The organism is Streptomyces sp. NPDC006294, assembly GCF_042870895.1.
In the GTDB taxonomy this organism is placed as follows: domain Bacteria; phylum Actinomycetota; class Actinomycetes; order Streptomycetales; family Streptomycetaceae; genus Streptomyces.
Window position 1 is genome coordinate 27498 of sequence record NZ_JBIAHV010000023.1, and the last position, 16034, is coordinate 43531.

Annotated in this window: 12 protein-coding genes and 1 pseudogene; 9 read left to right on the forward strand and 4 right to left on the reverse strand. The window is 73.0% G+C overall.

The features are described from left to right. Positions 1–95 precede the first annotated feature (95 nt). The 5 genes from ACFYOP_RS30950 to ACFYOP_RS30970 are packed head-to-tail and all read left to right on the forward strand — an operon-like array spanning position 96 to position 5950. Entirely contained in the window at positions 96–1331 is a 1236-nt protein-coding gene (locus ACFYOP_RS30950; protein ID WP_356891349.1) for a prenyltransferase/squalene oxidase repeat-containing protein, read from the forward strand. Next, complete coding sequence (locus tag ACFYOP_RS30955) at positions 1331–1978, forward strand: SCO2322 family protein (protein WP_356891347.1); 648 nt, start codon at positions 1331–1333, stop codon at positions 1976–1978. The genes ACFYOP_RS30950 and ACFYOP_RS30955 overlap by 1 nt, the downstream gene beginning before the upstream one ends. Further along, positions 1975–3318: an energy-coupling factor transporter transmembrane protein EcfT gene (locus ACFYOP_RS30960; RefSeq protein WP_388453596.1), complete on the forward strand. Its 1344-nt coding sequence runs from the start codon at positions 1975–1977 to the stop codon at positions 3316–3318. Before ACFYOP_RS30955 ends, ACFYOP_RS30960 begins: the two co-directional genes overlap by 4 nt. Next, entirely contained in the window at positions 3315–5060 is a 1746-nt protein-coding gene (locus tag ACFYOP_RS30965) for an ATP-binding cassette domain-containing protein (protein ID WP_356891345.1), read from the forward strand. The genes ACFYOP_RS30960 and ACFYOP_RS30965 overlap by 4 nt, the downstream gene beginning before the upstream one ends. Beyond that, positions 5057–5950, forward strand: coding sequence for an ECF transporter S component (locus ACFYOP_RS30970; protein WP_356891343.1), 894 nt, complete (start codon positions 5057–5059; stop codon positions 5948–5950). The genes ACFYOP_RS30965 and ACFYOP_RS30970 overlap by 4 nt, the downstream gene beginning before the upstream one ends. Positions 5951–6369: 419 nt before the next feature. Here the strand turns inward: ACFYOP_RS30970 and ACFYOP_RS30975 are convergent, their stop codons facing one another. Next, a complete protein-coding gene (locus tag ACFYOP_RS30975) occupies positions 6370–7539 on the reverse strand; it encodes a steroid 3-ketoacyl-CoA thiolase (RefSeq protein WP_356891341.1) in 1170 nt (389 codons plus the stop codon). 278 nt (positions 7540–7817) lie between these two features. Here ACFYOP_RS30975 and ACFYOP_RS30980 point away from each other — a divergent pair, with 278 nt between their 5' ends. Further along, positions 7818–9086: a cytochrome P450 gene (locus ACFYOP_RS30980; protein WP_356891339.1), complete on the forward strand. Its 1269-nt coding sequence runs from the start codon at positions 7818–7820 to the stop codon at positions 9084–9086. 19 nt (positions 9087–9105) lie between these two features. On the opposite strand, the gene ACFYOP_RS30985 is transcribed toward ACFYOP_RS30980, so the two are convergent. From ACFYOP_RS30985 to ACFYOP_RS30995, 3 genes and pseudogenes are all read right to left on the reverse strand, one after another. Further along, positions 9106–10095 carry a glutaminyl-peptide cyclotransferase gene (locus ACFYOP_RS30985; RefSeq protein ID WP_388453602.1) on the reverse strand — a complete coding sequence of 330 codons (990 nt, stop codon included), beginning with the start codon at positions 10093–10095 and terminating at the stop codon, positions 9106–9108. 539 nt (positions 10096–10634) lie between these two features. Then, positions 10635–12707 carry a bifunctional glycosyltransferase 87/phosphatase PAP2 family protein gene (locus tag ACFYOP_RS30990; protein ID WP_388453605.1) on the reverse strand — a complete coding sequence of 691 codons (2073 nt, stop codon included), beginning with the start codon at positions 12705–12707 and terminating at the stop codon, positions 10635–10637. Positions 12708–12833: 126 nt separating this feature from the next. Then, positions 12834–13556 (reverse strand): annotated as a pseudogene (locus tag ACFYOP_RS30995) (IS200/IS605 family accessory protein TnpB-related protein); the annotation flags it as partial. Between the two features lie 282 nt (positions 13557–13838). Here ACFYOP_RS30995 and ACFYOP_RS31000 point away from each other — a divergent pair. The 3 genes from ACFYOP_RS31000 (at position 13839) to ACFYOP_RS31010 (ending at position 16030) form a co-directional block, all read left to right on the forward strand. After that, positions 13839–14951, forward strand: a complete 1113-nt coding sequence (locus ACFYOP_RS31000) for a DUF2330 domain-containing protein (RefSeq protein WP_356891335.1) — start codon at positions 13839–13841, stop codon at positions 14949–14951. 10 nt (positions 14952–14961) lie between these two features. Beyond that, complete coding sequence (locus tag ACFYOP_RS31005; protein WP_356891333.1) at positions 14962–15633, forward strand: O-methyltransferase; 672 nt, start codon at positions 14962–14964, stop codon at positions 15631–15633. Between the two features lie 64 nt (positions 15634–15697). After that, positions 15698–16030, forward strand: coding sequence for an antibiotic biosynthesis monooxygenase (locus ACFYOP_RS31010; RefSeq protein WP_356891331.1), 333 nt, complete (start codon positions 15698–15700; stop codon positions 16028–16030). The last annotated feature ends 4 nt before the right edge of the window (positions 16031–16034 follow it).

Consider the following 16034-nt stretch of genomic DNA (forward strand, 5'->3'; position numbering starts at 1 on the left):
CACCGTCGAGGCATACGGAGCCGGAGCCCAGGTGCGTGAGCGTGCCCGTGCCCGGTTTCCCGCCGGGAGTATCGCAGGAGAGGCACCGCCCCGCCATGAACACCGTTCGCCGCTGCGCAGCCGCGCTCGTCGCCTCCGCCGTGCTCGGCCTGACCGCCGCGCCCGCCGCCCTCGCCGCACCCTCCCCGACGCCGTCCCCCGAACCGCCCGCGGGCCTCTACGGCAAAACCGACCCGACGTACGACGGCGTGTGGCGCCAGTCCCTCGCCCTGCTCGCCCAGGACACGGCCGGCGTGCGACCGGCGGACGCGGCCGTCGCCTTCCTGACCGGGCAGCAGTGCGCGAGCGGCGGCTTCCCGTCGTATCGCGCCGACACCGCCAAGGACTGCGACGCCGCGCTGCCCCTGGACACCAACGCCAGCGGCGCCGCCGTGCAGGCGCTCGCCGCGCTCGGCGGGCAGGACGCCGCCGTGAAGAAGACCGTCGACTGGCTGAAGTCGGTCCAGAACGAGGACGGCGGCTGGGGCTACAACCCCGGCGGCGCGAGCGACGCCAACTCCACGTCCCTGGTGATCGGCGCGCTCGCCGCGGCCGGCGAACGCCCGGCCGACGCCAAGGCCAAGGGCGGCAAGACGCCGTACGACGCGCTGCAGACGTTCGCGAAGCCGTGCGGCGGCGAGGACGGCGGCGCCTTCGTCTACCAGGTGAAGTCCCCCGGCATCGTCGCCGACTCCACGGCCGCCGCCGTGCTCGCCTCCCACGGCAAGGGCCTGGCGGCGACCGGCGGCAACGCCGAGGACGACAAGGGCACCACCTGCGAGAAGACCACGACCCTCGACGGCGCGGCGCACAACGGCGCGGCCTACCTCGCGAAGGGTCTGGCGAAGAAGGGCCACTTCGACACCCCGCCGATGCCTGGCGCCGAAGACTCGTCCCCCGCGCCGGACTTCGGCAACACCGCCGACGCGGTGGTGGCGCTGTCCGTGCAGGGCCTCTCCGAGCAGACGGCGCAGCCGCTCGAGTGGCTGCGGAAGAACTCGGCGTCGTGGGCGCGGGAGAACGGCCCCGCCGCCTACGCCCAGCTGATCTTCGCCGCGCGGGCGGCCGGCGCCGACCCGAAGGACTTCGGCGGCACGGACCTGGTAGCCGCGCTGTCCGCGACCGGCCCGGCGCCGAAGGCGGCGGCGTCCGAGTCGCCGGCCGCGAAGGACGAGAAGAAGTCCGACGACGGCTCGTCCTCCTTCAACACCTGGTGGATCGTGGGCGCGTTCTTCGTCGCAGCCATGGGCGCGGGCTTCCTGCTCAGCGGCCGCAGGAAGAACCAGAGCTGATGCGACGCACCCGCTTCCTCCTCGTCCTCCTCGGCCTCGGCGCCCTGCTCACCGTGCTGGTCGCGGCTCCCGCGCAGGCGGCGGGCTACCGCTACTGGTCGTTCTGGCAGAGCACCGACGGCCGGTGGACGTACGCCACCGAGGGCCCGGCCACCGCACGCCCCGCCGACGGGTCCGTGCACGGCTTCCGCTTCTCGGTGAGCGAGGACAGCGGGGACTCGGCGAAACCGCGCACGGCCCCCGACTTCGAGGCGATCTGCGCGAAGACGCCCGCGAAGGACGGCGCCAAGCGGATCGCCCTCGTCATCGACCCCGGCACGGCGACGGACGCCCCCCGGGGCGAGGCCCCGCCGGCGCCGCGCACCGCCTGCGTCCAGGCCGACGAGGCGGCGACGACGGCGGAGGCCCTGGCGCGGGTCGCGAAGCCGCTGCGGTACAACGGCCAGGCCCTGCTGTGCGCGATCTCGGGCTACCCCAAGTCGGGCTGCGGCGAACAGGTCTCCGGGCAGGAGCCCGCGGCCGCGGACGCGGCCGCGTCCGAACCGGAGCCGGACGAGGGCCCGTCCGTCGGCCTCTACGCGGGCCTCGCGGCGGTGCTGGCCCTGGCGGCGGCAACGGTCCGGCAGTCCCGCCGCCGCAACCGATGACCCCGGACGACGGGGCGATCCCGGTCCCGCCGGCCTCAGCCCCGCCGGCGTCCGAGGCGCGGGGGTCCCACCCGGCCCCGCCGGCGTTTGAGGCGCCGGGGTCCGGGGGCAGAGCCCCCGAAAACGGGACCCGGGCTGTAGCCCCGGTTCCGGAAGGTGGCGGTCCCCCCGCGGCCGCCAGGCCGCAGGGGGAGGGGAGGGGACAAGCCCCGCGCAGCGGCCCCGCACGCTCCCACCCCCTCCGTCCCCCCACCGCCACCCGCGCCAACGCCCTCCCCGCCACCGCCTGGTGGATCTGGGCCCTCGGCCTCGCCGTCGCCGCGTCCCGCACCACCAACCCCCTCCTCCTCGCCCTGCTCGTCGGCGTCGCCGGTTACGTCGTCGCGGCCCGCCGCACGGACGCGCCCTGGGCCCGCTCGTACGGCGCGTTCGTGAAACTGGGGCTCGTCGTCATCGCCGTACGCGTCGTCTTCTCCGTCGTCCTCGGCTCCCCCATCGGCGGCACGCACGTCCTGTTCGCGCTCCCCGAAGTCCCGGTGCCCGACTGGGCGGACGGCATCCGGATCGGCGGCCGGGTCTTCGCCGAGCAGATCGTCTTCGCGCTGTACGACGGCGCGAAGCTCGCGTCCCTGCTGATCTGCGTCGGCGCCGCCAACGCGCTCGCGAACCCGGCGCGACTGCTCAAGTCGCTGCCGGGAGCGCTGTACGAGGCGGGCGTGGCCGTCGTCGTCGCGATGACCTTCGCGCCGAACATGGTCGCGGACGTGCTCCGGCTGCGCACGGCCCGTCGGCTGCGCGGCCGCCCCACCGGCGGCGTACGGGCGGTCGCCCAGATCGGGCTGCCGGTCCTGGAGGGCGCGTTGGAGCGGTCGGTCGCGGTCGCCGCGTCCATGGACGCCCGGGGTTACGGGCGCACCGCCCAGGTCCCGCCCGCCGTGCGCCGCACCACGAACATGCTCACCCTCGGCGGGCTGCTCGGGGTGTGCGCGGGGTCGTACGGGCTGCTCGCCGCCGCGGGCGCCGAGTACGGGCTGCCCCTGCTGGCCGCGGGACTCGTCGCGGCGGCCGGCGGTCTGTGGCTGGGCGGCCGGCGTTCTGTCCGTACCCGTTACCGTCCCGACCGCTGGGGCGGGCGGGCCTGGCTGGTGGCCGGTTCCGGCGTGGCCGTCGCCGGGCTGATGATCCGGGCCGCCGTGTACGGGGGTGAGGCGCTGCACCCCGGCGTCGTACCGCTGACGGCGCCCACGCTGCCGCTGTGGCCGGCGCTGTCCGTACTGATCGGCCTGCTGCCGGCGTGCGTCGCGCCGGTCCCCGCAGGAGCCAAGGAGTCGACCCGGTGATCCGCTTCGAGAACGTCTCGGTGACGTACGGCGATGCCGCCGGGCCCACGCTGGAGAACGTCGATCTCACCGTTCCCGAAGGCGAACTGGTGCTGCTCGTCGGCCCGTCGGGAGTCGGCAAGTCGACTCTGCTGGGCGCGGTGTCGGGGCTCGTCCCGCACTTCACGGGCGGCACGCTGCGCGGCCGGGTCACGGTCGACGGCCGTGACACGCGTACCCACAAGCCCCGTGAACTGGCGGACGTGGTCGGCACGGTGGGCCAGGACCCGCTGGCCCACTTCGTCACCGACACCGTCGAGGACGAACTCGCCTACGGCATGGAGTCGCTCGGCCTCGCGCCGGACGTGATGCGCCGCCGGGTCGAGGAGACGCTCGACCTGCTGGGCCTGGCGGAGCTGCGGGACCGGCCGATCGCGACGCTGTCGGGCGGCCAGCAGCAGCGGGTCGCGATCGGCTCGGTGCTGACGCCGCACCCGAAGGTGCTGGTCCTCGACGAGCCGACGTCCGCGCTGGACCCGGCGGCGGCGGAGGAGGTGCTGGCGGTACTGCAGCGGCTCGTCCACGACCTCGGCACGACGGTCCTGATGGCGGAACACCGCCTGGAACGGGTCGTGCAGTACGCGGACCGGGTCGTCCTGCTGCCGGCGCGCGGCGAGCGCCCCGTGGTCGGCGACCCGGCGACGGTGATGGACGTGTCGCCGGTCCACCCGCCGGTGGTGGCGCTGGCCCGGACGGCGGGGTGGGCCCCGGTGCCGCTGTCCGTACGGGACGCACGCCGCCGCGCGGGCTCGCTGCGGGAGCGGCTGGAGGGCCTGTCGCCCGCCGACGGCCGCCCGGCGTCGGCGGACCCGGTGCACGGCGTGGTGCGCGGTCCGGTGCCCGGTCCGGACCAGGGGGCGGGACCCGCCCGCCGCCTGTTCGCCCGCTTCCGCCGCCCCGCACCCGCACCCACCCCCACTCCCGCACGCACCGAGCCGGCAGGCCCCGTCGCCACCACGACCCGGCTCACCGTCCGCCGCGGCCGTATCGAAGCGCTGCGCGACATCGGCCTCGGCGTCGCCCCGGGCGAGACCGTCGCGCTCATGGGCCGCAACGGCGCCGGAAAGTCGACCCTGCTGTCGACGCTGGTCGGCATGATCGAGCCCACCGGCGGCGCGGTGGAGATCAACGGCCGCACGCCCCACCGCACGCACCCCCGTGAACTGATCCGCCATGTCGGACTCGTCCCCCAGGAGCCGCGCGACCTGCTCTACGCGGACACGGTCGCCGCCGAGTGCGCGGCGGCGGACACCGACGCGCAGGCGGCGCCCGGCACTTGCCGCGCGCTCGTCAGCGAGCTGCTCCCCGGCGTGCCGGACGGTACCCATCCCCGCGATCTGTCCGAGGGGCAGCGGCTGGCTCTCGCGCTGGCGATCGTCCTCACCGGCCGGCCGCCGCTGCTGCTCCTCGACGAGCCGACGCGCGGCCTGGACTACGCGGCGAAGGCACGGCTGGTGGGGATTCTGCGGGGACTCGCCCGCGACGGGCACGCGATCGTGATGGCGACCCACGACGTGGAGCTGGCGGCCGAACTGGCACACCGGGTGGTGATCCTCGCCGACGGCGAGGTGGTGGCCGACGGCCCGACGGCCGAGGTCGTGGTGTCCTCCCCCGCGTTCGCCCCGCAGGTGGCCAAGATCCTCGCGCCGCAGCAGTGGCTGACGGTCACGCAGGTCGAGGCGGCCCTGGAGAGGGCACGATGAGGAGAGAGACCGAGCGTCCGAAGAGGGCGGTCAGCACCGACCGCCCTGTCCGCCTGGGCCCGCGTTCCGTCGCCGCGCTCGTCCTGATCAGCGGCATCGGCGTCGCCTTCTTCGGCTGGCCGCTGCTCGCCGACGCGCAGTCCGGCCTGGCGGCGCACGCCGGTGACGCGCCGTGGCTGTTCGCCGCGATGCTGCCACTGCTGGTCGCCGTCGTCGTCGCGACGATCGCCGACACCGGGATGGACGCGAAGGCGGTGGCGATGCTGGGCGTGCTGGCCGCGGTCGGGGCGGCACTGCGCCCGCTGGGCGCGGGGACGGCCGGGCTGGAGCCCATGTTCTTCCTCATGGTCCTCAGCGGGCGGGTCCTCGGCCCGGGCTTCGGTTTCGTGCTCGGCGCGGTGACCATGTTCGCGTCCGCGCTGCTGACGGGCGGCGTCGGGCCCTGGATGCCGTTCCAGATGCTGTCGATGGGCTGGTTCGCGATGGGCGCGGGCCTGCTGCCGGGCCCGGACCGTATCCGGGGGCGGCTGGAGCTGCTGATGCTCGCCGCGTACGGGGCGGTCGCGGCGTTCGCGTACGGCACGGTGATGAACCTGCACGGCTGGACGATCATCACGGGCATGGCGTCGGGCATCTCGTTCCAGGCCGGCGCCCCGCTCCACGAGAACCTGGTGCGCTTCGTCGCGTACTGCGCGGCCACCTCGCTCGGCTGGGACCTGGGCCGTGCGGTCCTTACCGTCGTCCTGACGCTCACCCTCGGCGCTGCGCTCCTCAAGGCGCTGCGCCGGGCGACCCGACGGGCGGCGTTCGACGCGCAGGTCACGTTCGAGACCGATGCGGCGCGGGCGTCCGATGGGACCGCGCGCGAGGCGACGGGGCGGGGAGCTTAGCCCATGGTGGCCTTCTTACCGCCCGCGCTGGACGGAGTCGCCGCCAACCCGGCCCTGCCCACACCGCTGCTGCTGCGGCTGATCGCAACGGCCGGGCGCAGTTGCACGCAATGGATGTCCTGACTCCGAGCAGGCGCACTCCCGCGCAACGCCGCGCCGCGGACCGGCGGTCAGGCGCATGCTTGTGGTCCGACCGGCGAGAACGGAGCACCCCACGACGCTCAGGTTCATCGGCACCACCTCGGAGCACGGCAACTGCCCCACGCTGTACGAGGTCGTCGAGACAGGGGACATCGAGGTCCAGGGGGACCGGCTGAGCGCCCCCGGGTCCCCTGACCCCCGCGCCCGCCGTCGGTCGCCTCGGCGGGCGCGGTGATCGAGGCCGTCCGTCATCACCCGCCGGCGCGTCGCGGGGAACGTCAGATCCGCTGGATGATCGTCCCCGTCGCCTGCGCGCCCCCCGCGCACATGGTGATCAGTGCGAACTCCTTGTCGCGGCGCTCCAGTTCGTGGAGCGCCGTCGTGATGAGGCGGGCGCCGGTCGCGCCCACCGGGTGGCCGAGGGCTATCCCGCCGCCGTTGACGTTGACCTTCTCGAGGTCCTGGTCGAAGACCTGCGCCCAGCTCAGCACCACGGACGCGAACGCCTCGTTGACCTCGACCAGGTCGATGTCCTTGAGCGACATCCCGGCCCTGCCGAGTACCGCGCGGGTCGCGTCGACGGGCCCGTCCAGGTGGAAGTGCGGGTCCGCGCCGACGAGGGCCTGGGCGACGATACGGGCGCGGGGCTTCAGTTTGAGCGCCCGCGCCATGCGCTTGGACGCCCACATGACGGCGGCGGCGCCGTCCGAGATCTGTGACGAGTTCCCGGCGGTGTGGACGGCTGTCGGCATGACCGGTTTCAGTCCTGCGAGCGCTTCGAGCGAGGTGTCGCGGAGCCCTTCGTCCCGGTCGACGAGGCGCCACATCCCCTGCCCGGCGGCCTGCTCCTCCTCCGTCGTCGGCACCTGCACGGCGTACGTCTCACGTTTGAAGCGCTCTTCGCTCCACGCGGCCTGGGCCCGCTGCTGGGACAGCAGCCCGAGCCGGTCCACGTCCGCGCGCGTCAGGCCCCGGCGGCGCGCGATGCGCTCCGCGGCCTCGAACTGGTTGGGCAGGTCGACGTTCCACTCCTCGGGGAACGGCTTGCCGGGCCCGTGCTTGGACCCGCTGCCGAGCGGCACCCGCGACATGGCCTCGACGCCGCAGCTGATGCCGATGTCGATGACCCCGGCCGAGATCATGTTGGCGACCATGTGGCTCGCCTGCTGCGACGATCCACACTGGCAGTCCACGGTCGTCGCGGCGGTCTCGTACGGCAGGCCGACGGTCAGCCAGGCGGTGCGCGCGGGGTTCATGGACTGCTCGCCGGCGTGGGTGACGGTGCCGCCGACGATCTGTTCGACGCAGTCGGCGTGGATGCCGGTCCGGCCGAGGAGTTCACGGTAGGTCTCGCCCAGCAGATAGGCGGGGTGGAGATTGGCGAGCAGCCCTCCCCGCTTGCCGATGGGGGTGCGTACGGCTTCGACGATGACGGGTTCCGCGGCCATGAGCTCGTCCTCTCTGCGGCCGTACGGGCGTCCCGGCGCCCTTACGGGCCGAACTCTGGGAGACTCTCGAACTAGTACGCGTTCTAGTTCTGTCAGAAGTCTTATGAGTGCTACCGCCGGTACGCAAGGGTCTTGCACGCCTCTTACCGGGACCCTCACCCGCAACAGTTCCGGCCGCGGGCCTTGCTACTTGTAGAACCCGTTATTACCTTTCGGCCACTTCCTGATGGTCCATCAGGTGATCCGACCGCACCCCGACGCCGAAGCGGGAGCTGCCGATGTCCTGCCCCCACATCCCCCCAGGGTTCGACTTCACCGACCCCGACCTCCTCCAGGCCCGCGTCCCCCACCCCGAGTTCGCCGAGATGCGGCGCACCGCGCCCGTCTGGTGGTGCGAACAGCCCGCCGGCGTCTCCGGCTTCGACGACGAGGGCTACTGGGCCGTCACCCGGCACGCGGACGTCAGGCATGTCTCCACGCACCCCGAGCTGTTCTCCTCCCACACCAACACCGCCGTCATCCGCTTCAACGAGACGATCAGCCGTGACCAGATCGAGGTCCAGAAACTGATCATGCTCAACATGGACCCGCCCGAGCACACCCGCGTCCGCCAGATCGTCCAGCGCGGCTTCACCCCGCGCGCGGTGCGCTCCCTGGAGGCCGCACTGCGCCGCCGCGCACGCTCGATCGCCGAGACGGCGGCGGCCGGCGCGGGAGCGGGAGCCGGCGCGGGAGCAGGAGCGGACGGCAGCTTCGACTTCGTCACCGACATCGCGGTCGAACTCCCCCTCCAGGCCATCGCCGAACTCATCGGCGTCCCCCAGGAGGACCGGTCCAAGATCTTCGACTGGTCCAACAAGATGGCCGCGTACGACGACCCCGAGTACGCCATCACGGAAGAGGTCGGCACCGAGGCGGCGATGGAGATCGTCTCGTACGCGATGAACCTGTCGGCCGCGCGCAAGGAGTGCCCCGCCGACGACATCGTCAGCCGGCTGGTCGCGGCGGAGGGCGAAGGGAACCTGTCCTCCGACGAGTTCGGCTTCTTCGTCATCCTCCTGGCGGTGGCCGGAAACGAGACCACCCGCAACGCGATCAGCCACGGCATGCACGCGTTCCTCACCCACCCCGAGCAGTGGGAGCTCTACAAGCGGCTGCGCCCCGAGACGGCGGCCGAGGAGATCGTGCGCTGGGCCACGCCGGTCGTCGCCTTCCAGCGCACCGCGACCCAGGACGTGGTGCTGGGCGGCGCCCGCATCAGGAAGGGGGACCGGGTCGGCCTGTTCTACTCCTCCGCCAACAACGACCCCACGGTCTTCGACCACCCCGAACGCTTCGACATCACCCGCGACCCCAACCCGCACCTCGGCTTCGGCGGCGGCGGCCCGCACTTCTGCCTCGGCAAGTCCCTGGCGGTCATGGAGATCAACCTGATCTTCGACGCGATAGCCGACGCCCTCCCCGGCCTCCGCCTCGCGGGCGAGCCGCGCCGCCTGCGCTCGGCCTGGCTGAACGGCATCAAGGAACTCCGGGTCACACGGGGTTGAGCGGACGAAGGACGCCCCCTCACCTCGGCACGAAGGCCACCTGGAACATGCGGGGCCACAGCTTGCCGGTGAGCAGGAATTCGTCGGTCCCGGGTACGGCTGCGATGCCGTTCAGTTCCCGGGCTCCGCGGCGTTCGGATGCTGTCAGCAGTCCGGCTGCGTCGATGTGCGCGATGACGGCTCCGGTACGCGGGTCGATGCGCACGATCGTGTCGGTCCGGTAGACGTTGGCGTAGAGAGAGCCGTCATAGGCGCATTCGAGTTCGTTGAGTCGTGTCACGGGTCTGCCGTCGTGACGCACGTGGACGGCGCCCGTTGCGGTGAAGGTGTCAGGGTCGCGGAAGACGAGCCGGTCGGAGCCGTCGCTCATCACCAGCCGGTCCTGCCCTGCGCCGCGTTGGTGGCACAGGCCCCAGCCCTCGCCCTGGTAAGCGACCCGACGACGTTCCATGAGCGAGACGGGGTCGCGTTCGACGGCGATGCCGTCACGCCACGTGATGTGCCAGAGCTTGTCGCCGGCGAGGGTGATGCCCTCCCCGAACAAGGGCGTCGGCAGCTCGGCGTACACGGTGGGCGGCTTGCCCGGCGGTCCGGCGCGCACGGAGGACTCACCCGACAGCCCCGTACTCTCGTAGAGCGTCCCGCCACGGAATTCCAGGCCCTGGGTGAAAGCTCGCGAATCGTGGGCGAGCGTCTTCCGCACGTCCGTCCGCAGCAACCGGACCTCGTGCGTGCCGGGACCGAGGGGTGTTCCCAGGTCCGGCAGGACCGCCGGCCGCGCTGCGTCGTCCTGGTGGCCGGTGCCGAAGACCCCGACCGCACCGGGCAGCAGCGCGCCGACCAGCATCGCCGCCATCACTGCCCGTGCGAGGGTGCCCGATCCGGTTCGCCGGCGGCGCGCGGCACCGAGCGTTCCTCGCGCCGACAGGGCCGACGAGACCTCACGCGGTGACCGGACTGCTCCCGGACCGCGGCTCTGCGTGCTGCGGTCGCCGGAGTGGGGGCGCATCGGGCTCTCCTTCTCGGCCGGCCTGGATGCCGCGCGTGAATGAGGTTCAGGAGAACATGACAGAACACCGCTTCAGCGGTGTGTCGGGCCCGGGGTGCCGGATATCGCCCAGCCGGTCGAGCGCCGCGCATGCCGCCTCAGGTCGTGAGCCCTCTTCGAGGCGTGGTCGGCGCGCATCCCGACGGAGGCGCGCCCGCTCGGGTCCTGTTGTGACGGCGACGCCCGGTCAGGGGACATGCTGCTCGGAGTCCGGGCCCCGGCCACCCTCGGCCGGCCGAGCGGACATCCTTGCCCCTCACCTGCCGTGCGGCCGGCCCGTGCCCCAACAGGCGCGGCCGGACGACGAGTCCGGCCGGCGGACATCGCGCCGCTGGACGCCGTCGTGGACGAATGGGACGAAGACGTCACGCACGGGAAGCCGGGCAGGACGGTCCGGTTCGAGGTCCCCCGAGTGGCGGAACCGGCCGCGGTGGCGGACGATTACTGGACGCGGCGATCCACCCGGCGGGTGCGGACCTGGCGCCCGTGCCCGCCGGGCCTCATGCGTTCTGCGCCGCCGCCTCCTTGCCGTCCGCATGCGCGTCGTCCGCGTGCGACCTCGCCCCCGGCACCGGGCGCGCCGGCACCGGGTCCGCACCGACCTGCAGTTGTCTGCGCCCCGCCAGCAGGTACGTGAGGCCGAAGCCCGTGCCGACGACCACCGCGCCGCCCGCCGCGTCGAGGACCCAGTGGTTGGCGGTGGCGACGATCGCGCAGACGGTGAACAGCGGGTGCAGCAGCCCCAGCAGCTTCATCCACAGCCTGGGCGCGAGCAGCAGGACCACCAGTCCGCACCACAGCGACCAGCCGAAGTGCAGGGACGGCATCGCCGCGTACTGGTTGGTGACGGCGGTCATCGCGCCGTAGTCGGGGTTGGCGAGATCCTGAGGGCCGTGGACCGTGTCGATGAAGCCCATGCCGGGCATCAGCCGCGGCGGCGCGAGGGGGTAGAGCCAGAAACCGAGGAGCGCGAGCAGCGTCGCGAAGGCGAGCGACGAGCGCGCCCAGCGGTAGTCGGACGGCCGGCGCACGTACAGCACGCCGAGGACGGCCAGCGGGACCGCGAAGTGGAACGACGTGTAATAGAAGTCGAGGAAGGTCTCGGCCCATGCCGCCTTCACCACCGCCTGGTTGACCCAGTGCTCGATGTCGATGCCGAGCGCGGCCTCGACGGAGAGGATCTGCCTGGCGTGTTCCTCCGCCGCCGCCACGCCGCCGGTCGCGGCGGCACGGATCTGGGCATAGACGGAGTAGCCGACTCGGATGACCAGCAGTTCGAGCAGCAGGTTGGGGCGGCTGAGGGCGCGCCGCCAGAAAGGCAGCAGCGGCACGCGCGCCCAGCGGGCGGGCAGCGGTGCGGCGTACGCGGTCGGGACGGGCCGGCGGAAGTGCGGCGAGCCGAGCGGCAGGAACGGCACCGCGCAGGCTGCCACCAGCGCGGCGACGAGGAGCACGTTGTCCCGGACCGGGTGCAGGACGGGGACGTTGGGCAGCAGCATCGTGCCCGGCAGCGTGATCGCGAGGACGACGAGCACGGGCCACAGCATCCGGTCCGCGGCGCGCCTGCCGACCCGGCCGACGACGGCGAGCAGCACCCACAGGAGCTGGTGCTGCCAGGCGGTCGGTGAGACGGCGACGGCGACACAGCCGGTGACGGCCACAGCGAGCAGCAACTGCCCGTCATGGGCGTAACGGACGGCACGGCGCAGACCGAGGAGGACGACGCCGGCCGCGAGCAGCAGATAGACGGCGATCTCGGCGCCGCCCTGGAGCCCGAGCCGCAGGAGGGCACCGTGCAGGGACTGGTTGGCGAGGCTGTCCGGGCTCTCACCGAGCCCCGCGCCCGCGACGTGGTGCACCCAGTACGCCCATGAGTCGCCGGGCATCGCGGCCCAGGCGAGTACGGAGAGGGCGGCGAAGGCGCCCGCCGAGGTCACGGCGGCCCGGCGGCGGCCGGTGAACCACAGCAGCGGTGCGAAGAGCAGGACGGTCGGCTGAAGGGCGGCGCCGATGCCGATGAGCAGGCCCGCGGGCCGCTCAGCGCGTACGGCGAGGCAGCCGAGGAGAACCAGCAGGACCGGGATGACGCTGGTCTGGCCCAGGTGGAAGCTGTTGCGGACAGGCAGCGACAGCATCAGCAGGCTGATCGCGACGGGCGCGGCCAGCAGGGTGCTGCGGCGGGACACGGGGATCGGCAGGGCGCGGGCGGCGACCAGGCCGACGAGCACCACGAGCAGCAGGGTGCCGAAGGTCCAGGCGACGCCGAGACCCTGCTCGGCGGAGTCGGCGAGCGGTCTGAGCACGAGCCCGGTGAACGGGGTGCCGGTGAATCTGCCCTCGTCGTAAAGGGAGCCGGGGACGTGGAGGACGCCGTTCCGCCCGGTCCAGGCGCCCAGGTCGAGGAGCCGCTCGCCGGGCGGCAGGGTCAGTACGGCCGCCGCCTGCCGTATGGCGAGGACGGCGGCGAAGAGCCACAGCGCGGCCCTGGCGGTGCCGACCCTCGTGTCCGTCGCCACTGCCACCGCCACTGCCGCCGCCGCACCGCTGCGCGGGCTGTGTTCCGCGTTCGCCACGTCGCGCCGAGCCTCCCCACCGGTTCACTTGTCCCGTTGTGTGCCGCCCAGGTGTCCACCGGGCGTCCGTGGAGCGTCGTACCGCCCCGTGGAAAAGACCCACTGAACTCCCTGTTCGCCTGACTGTCACCGTTCCTGTTCAGTGAGCAGGAGTGGGTCTTGGGCCCATTCCTGGTCGCTGCGGACGCCCCGAACGGTTCTGGGTGTCCTGGTCGCCCGCGTTCGCTCCGTGTCCGGTGGCAGGGGTCGTGTCCGTGGTCCGGGAACACGGGGGCGGGCTTCCTCACGCCCTGGGGTGTCCGGTGGGGCCTGGACGGTCCGATGCCCGCATCCATCGCTCCGGTGGGTGCGGGGCGGTGCCGTCCGACGCCGGACCGGACAGCCCTGGGCGCGTCGCCCGGTCGCGATGCTCGCCGCATGGTGACGGGTCGTCTTCCGGGTAGTGCTGGTGAGCGGCTTCTGCCAGTGCTGGGCGCCCCACGTGGAGGTGTGGGCCGGGTCGACGGCGATGATGGTGATGCCGGTCCGGCCGGCCATGGAGGACAGGCGCGCGCGGAGCCGGCCGGTGGGCATACCGGAGACCAGCCGGCGGAACCGTTTCCTGCGGCCGTGCTTCTCGCGGGTCTTCTCGGCGGTGAAGTCGAGGTCCTGGACGGCGATCGCCTTCACGCCGCAGGATGCGGCCCGGTGCAGCAGCCGGGTCGGGGCATGACGGACCTGAGCGTCCCGGTGGTCGGGGGTGCCGGTGAGGTCGCAGGGGAAGAGGCGCGGCTCACCGCACGGGTTGCCATGGGTGTCCAGGCGCCAGGCGGCCAGGTGGTCGGCGCTCATGTCAACCCCAACCGCCCCCCGACACGTCCCGAACAGCCACTCCCCATACCCAACGAGCACACCAGTCAAAGGTCACACATTCGACCCACGCACTCCCGTTCCCTCCCCAGCCGCACATTCCCCCGACCGCACCCCGCACTCACCCACACACGCCAGAACACACGCATGCAAAGCCAAAGGCCACCAGTTCCCAATCCCGTCCGTCCCCACTCAACGGCCGGAATGCGGTGTCCGGTCACGGGAGAGGAACAGATCCGTCCGGACGGGAACCACTGGTGTCATGGCGCCGTCACAGAGGCCATGCGGGGGAACATACAAGAATTCGGGTCACGCGCGCGCGTGCTCACCGTGCTGCTGGCGCTGCTCATGCTGCAGGTCGGTTCGCTGGTCGGACCGGCCCATGCCTGCGGGTGCGGGGCGATGGTCGTCGACCCGAACGCGCAGTTCTCGGTGCACCGCGAGACCGCTGTGGTCGACTGGGACGGCCGCACCGAACAGATCGTCATGCGCTTCACCGTCGACTCGGACGCGCCGGAGGCGGCGTGGATCATGCCCGTGCCGGGGCGGGCCACCGTGGAGCTCGCCGACGCCGCGGTCTTCGACGAACTGGTGCGGATCGCCGCGCCGGTGCACCGCACGCGCCACTATTTCTGGCCCCGCAACGGCGACTGGCCCTTCGACCACGGGGACGGCGCGCCGGGCGCGGCCCCGGGGCAGGGCGCGGACGGTTCCGGGGTCGGCGTCGTCGGCCGGGAGAGGCTCGGCGACTTCGACGTGGCCCGGCTGACGGCGACCGACCCGGACGCGCTGGGCGACTGGCTCACCGCGAACGGCTTCACGATGCCCGACGGGCTCGGCGAGGACCTGCGGCCGTACGTCGACCAGGGCTCGGAGTACGTCGCCGTACGCCTGGCGCCGGCCGAGCAGGGCAAGGTGCTCGACGGCACGCTCGACCCGCTGCGGCTGAGCTTCGCGAGCGAGACGCTGGTCTATCCGATGCGGCTGTCCCGGCGGGCCACGACGGCCCAGTCGCTGGGCCTGTTCGTGCTCGCGCAGCACCGGATGGAGCCGCGCGGCGCCATCGGCGGCTCCGAGCCCGAGGTGACGTACGCGGGGCAGATCGAGCCCAAGGGTGCGGTGGGCCGCCTCACCGAGGAGCAGGACCGTTTCCTCACCGTACTCGACCAGCGCTTCCCCGATCCGGGCCGGATCGACGGGGACCACGAGCTGGTGCCCGCCGCCTCGGACACACCCTTTCAGCGGGTGGTGTGGGACGACGACCTGCTGACGGTCGCGGACGTGCCGGTGTGGCTGATGGCGACCGGCCTGCCGGTGCTCGCCGTGGCTCTGGTCGTGTGGCGTGTACGGGTGAGACGACGCGGGGCGCTGCCGGTGGCGGCGCCGGGAACGTAGGTTTCCCCGTATGACTCAGGATCAGTGGCAGGCCGTCGACGGATACATCAGCGATCTTCTCGTGCCCCAGGACGAGGCCCTGACCGAAGCGCTCGCCGCGAGCGACGCGGCAGGGCTGCCCGCCATCAATGTGGCGCCCAACCAGGGGAAACTGCTGCATCTGCTGGCCCGTGTGCAGGGCGCCCGCACGGCGCTGGAGATCGGCACGCTCGGCGGCTACAGCACGATCTGGCTGGCGCGGGCGCTGCCGGCGGACGGCCGGCTGATCTCGCTCGAGTACGACCCGGCCCACGCCGACCTCGCCCGCGCGAACATCGCACGGGCCGGCCTGGACCAGGTCGCGGAGGTCCGCACCGGCGCGGCCCTCGACCTCCTGCCGCGCATCGCGGCGGAACCGGGCGCGGGCCCCTTCGACCTGGTCTTCATCGACGCGGACAAGCCCAACAACCCGCGTTACGTGGAGTGGGCGCTGCGCCTGACCCGCCCCGGCAGCCTGATCGTCGTCGACAACGTGGTGCGCGGCGGGGCGGTCGCCGACGCGTCGAGCGAGGACCCGGCGATCGTCGCGACGCGCGAGATGTTCGAACTGGTCGCCAACGAGCCGCGGCTGGACGCGACGGCGCTGCAGACGGTGGGCGGGAAGGGCTACGACGGCCTGCTGGTGGCGCGGGTCACGGCGTGACGGTGGCGCGCCCGGCGTCCGGGGCGGCGGCAGCCGGGCCGGACTCGTACGGGAGGATGGCCGCATGAGCATCGTGAAGATCAACGTCCTCACCGTCCCCGACGAACAGCGCGAGGTTCTGGAGAAGCGTTTCGCGTCCCGCGCCGGCGCCGTCGAGGGGTCCGACGGGTTCGAGTGGTTCGAGCTGCTGCGGCCCGTCGAGGGCACCGACCAGTACCTGGTGTACACGCGGTGGCGTGACGAGGCCGCGTTCCAGGCGTGGATGGAGGGGCCGATGAAGGCCGCCCATCAGGGCGGTGGCGCGCAGGGCGGTGGCGGCGAGCGTCCCAAGCCCGCCGCCACCGGGTCCACCGTGTGGTCGTTCGAGGTCGTGCAGCAGGCCGCGCCCAGGGCCTGACCGC

Coding starts and splice junctions, on each gene's coding strand:
- ACFYOP_RS30950 (WP_356891349.1), top strand. CDS start 96: ATGAACACCGTTCGCCGCTGCGCAGCCGCGCTCGTCGCCTCCGCCGTG.
- ACFYOP_RS30955 (WP_356891347.1), top strand. CDS start 1,331: ATGCGACGCACCCGCTTCCTCCTCGTCCTCCTCGGCCTCGGCGCCCTG.
- ACFYOP_RS30960 (WP_388453596.1), top strand. CDS start 1,975: ATGACCCCGGACGACGGGGCGATCCCGGTCCCGCCGGCCTCAGCCCCG.
- ACFYOP_RS30970 (WP_356891343.1), top strand. CDS start 5,057: ATGAGGAGAGAGACCGAGCGTCCGAAGAGGGCGGTCAGCACCGACCGC.
- ACFYOP_RS30975 (WP_356891341.1), bottom strand. CDS start 7,539: ATGGCCGCGGAACCCGTCATCGTCGAAGCCGTACGCACCCCCATCGGC.
- ACFYOP_RS30980 (WP_356891339.1), top strand. CDS start 7,818: ATGTCCTGCCCCCACATCCCCCCAGGGTTCGACTTCACCGACCCCGAC.
- ACFYOP_RS30985 (WP_388453602.1), bottom strand. CDS start 10,095: ATGCGCCCCCACTCCGGCGACCGCAGCACGCAGAGCCGCGGTCCGGGA.
- ACFYOP_RS31000 (WP_356891335.1), top strand. CDS start 13,839: ATGCGGGGGAACATACAAGAATTCGGGTCACGCGCGCGCGTGCTCACC.
- ACFYOP_RS31005 (WP_356891333.1), top strand. CDS start 14,962: ATGACTCAGGATCAGTGGCAGGCCGTCGACGGATACATCAGCGATCTT.
- ACFYOP_RS31010 (WP_356891331.1), top strand. CDS start 15,698: ATGAGCATCGTGAAGATCAACGTCCTCACCGTCCCCGACGAACAGCGC.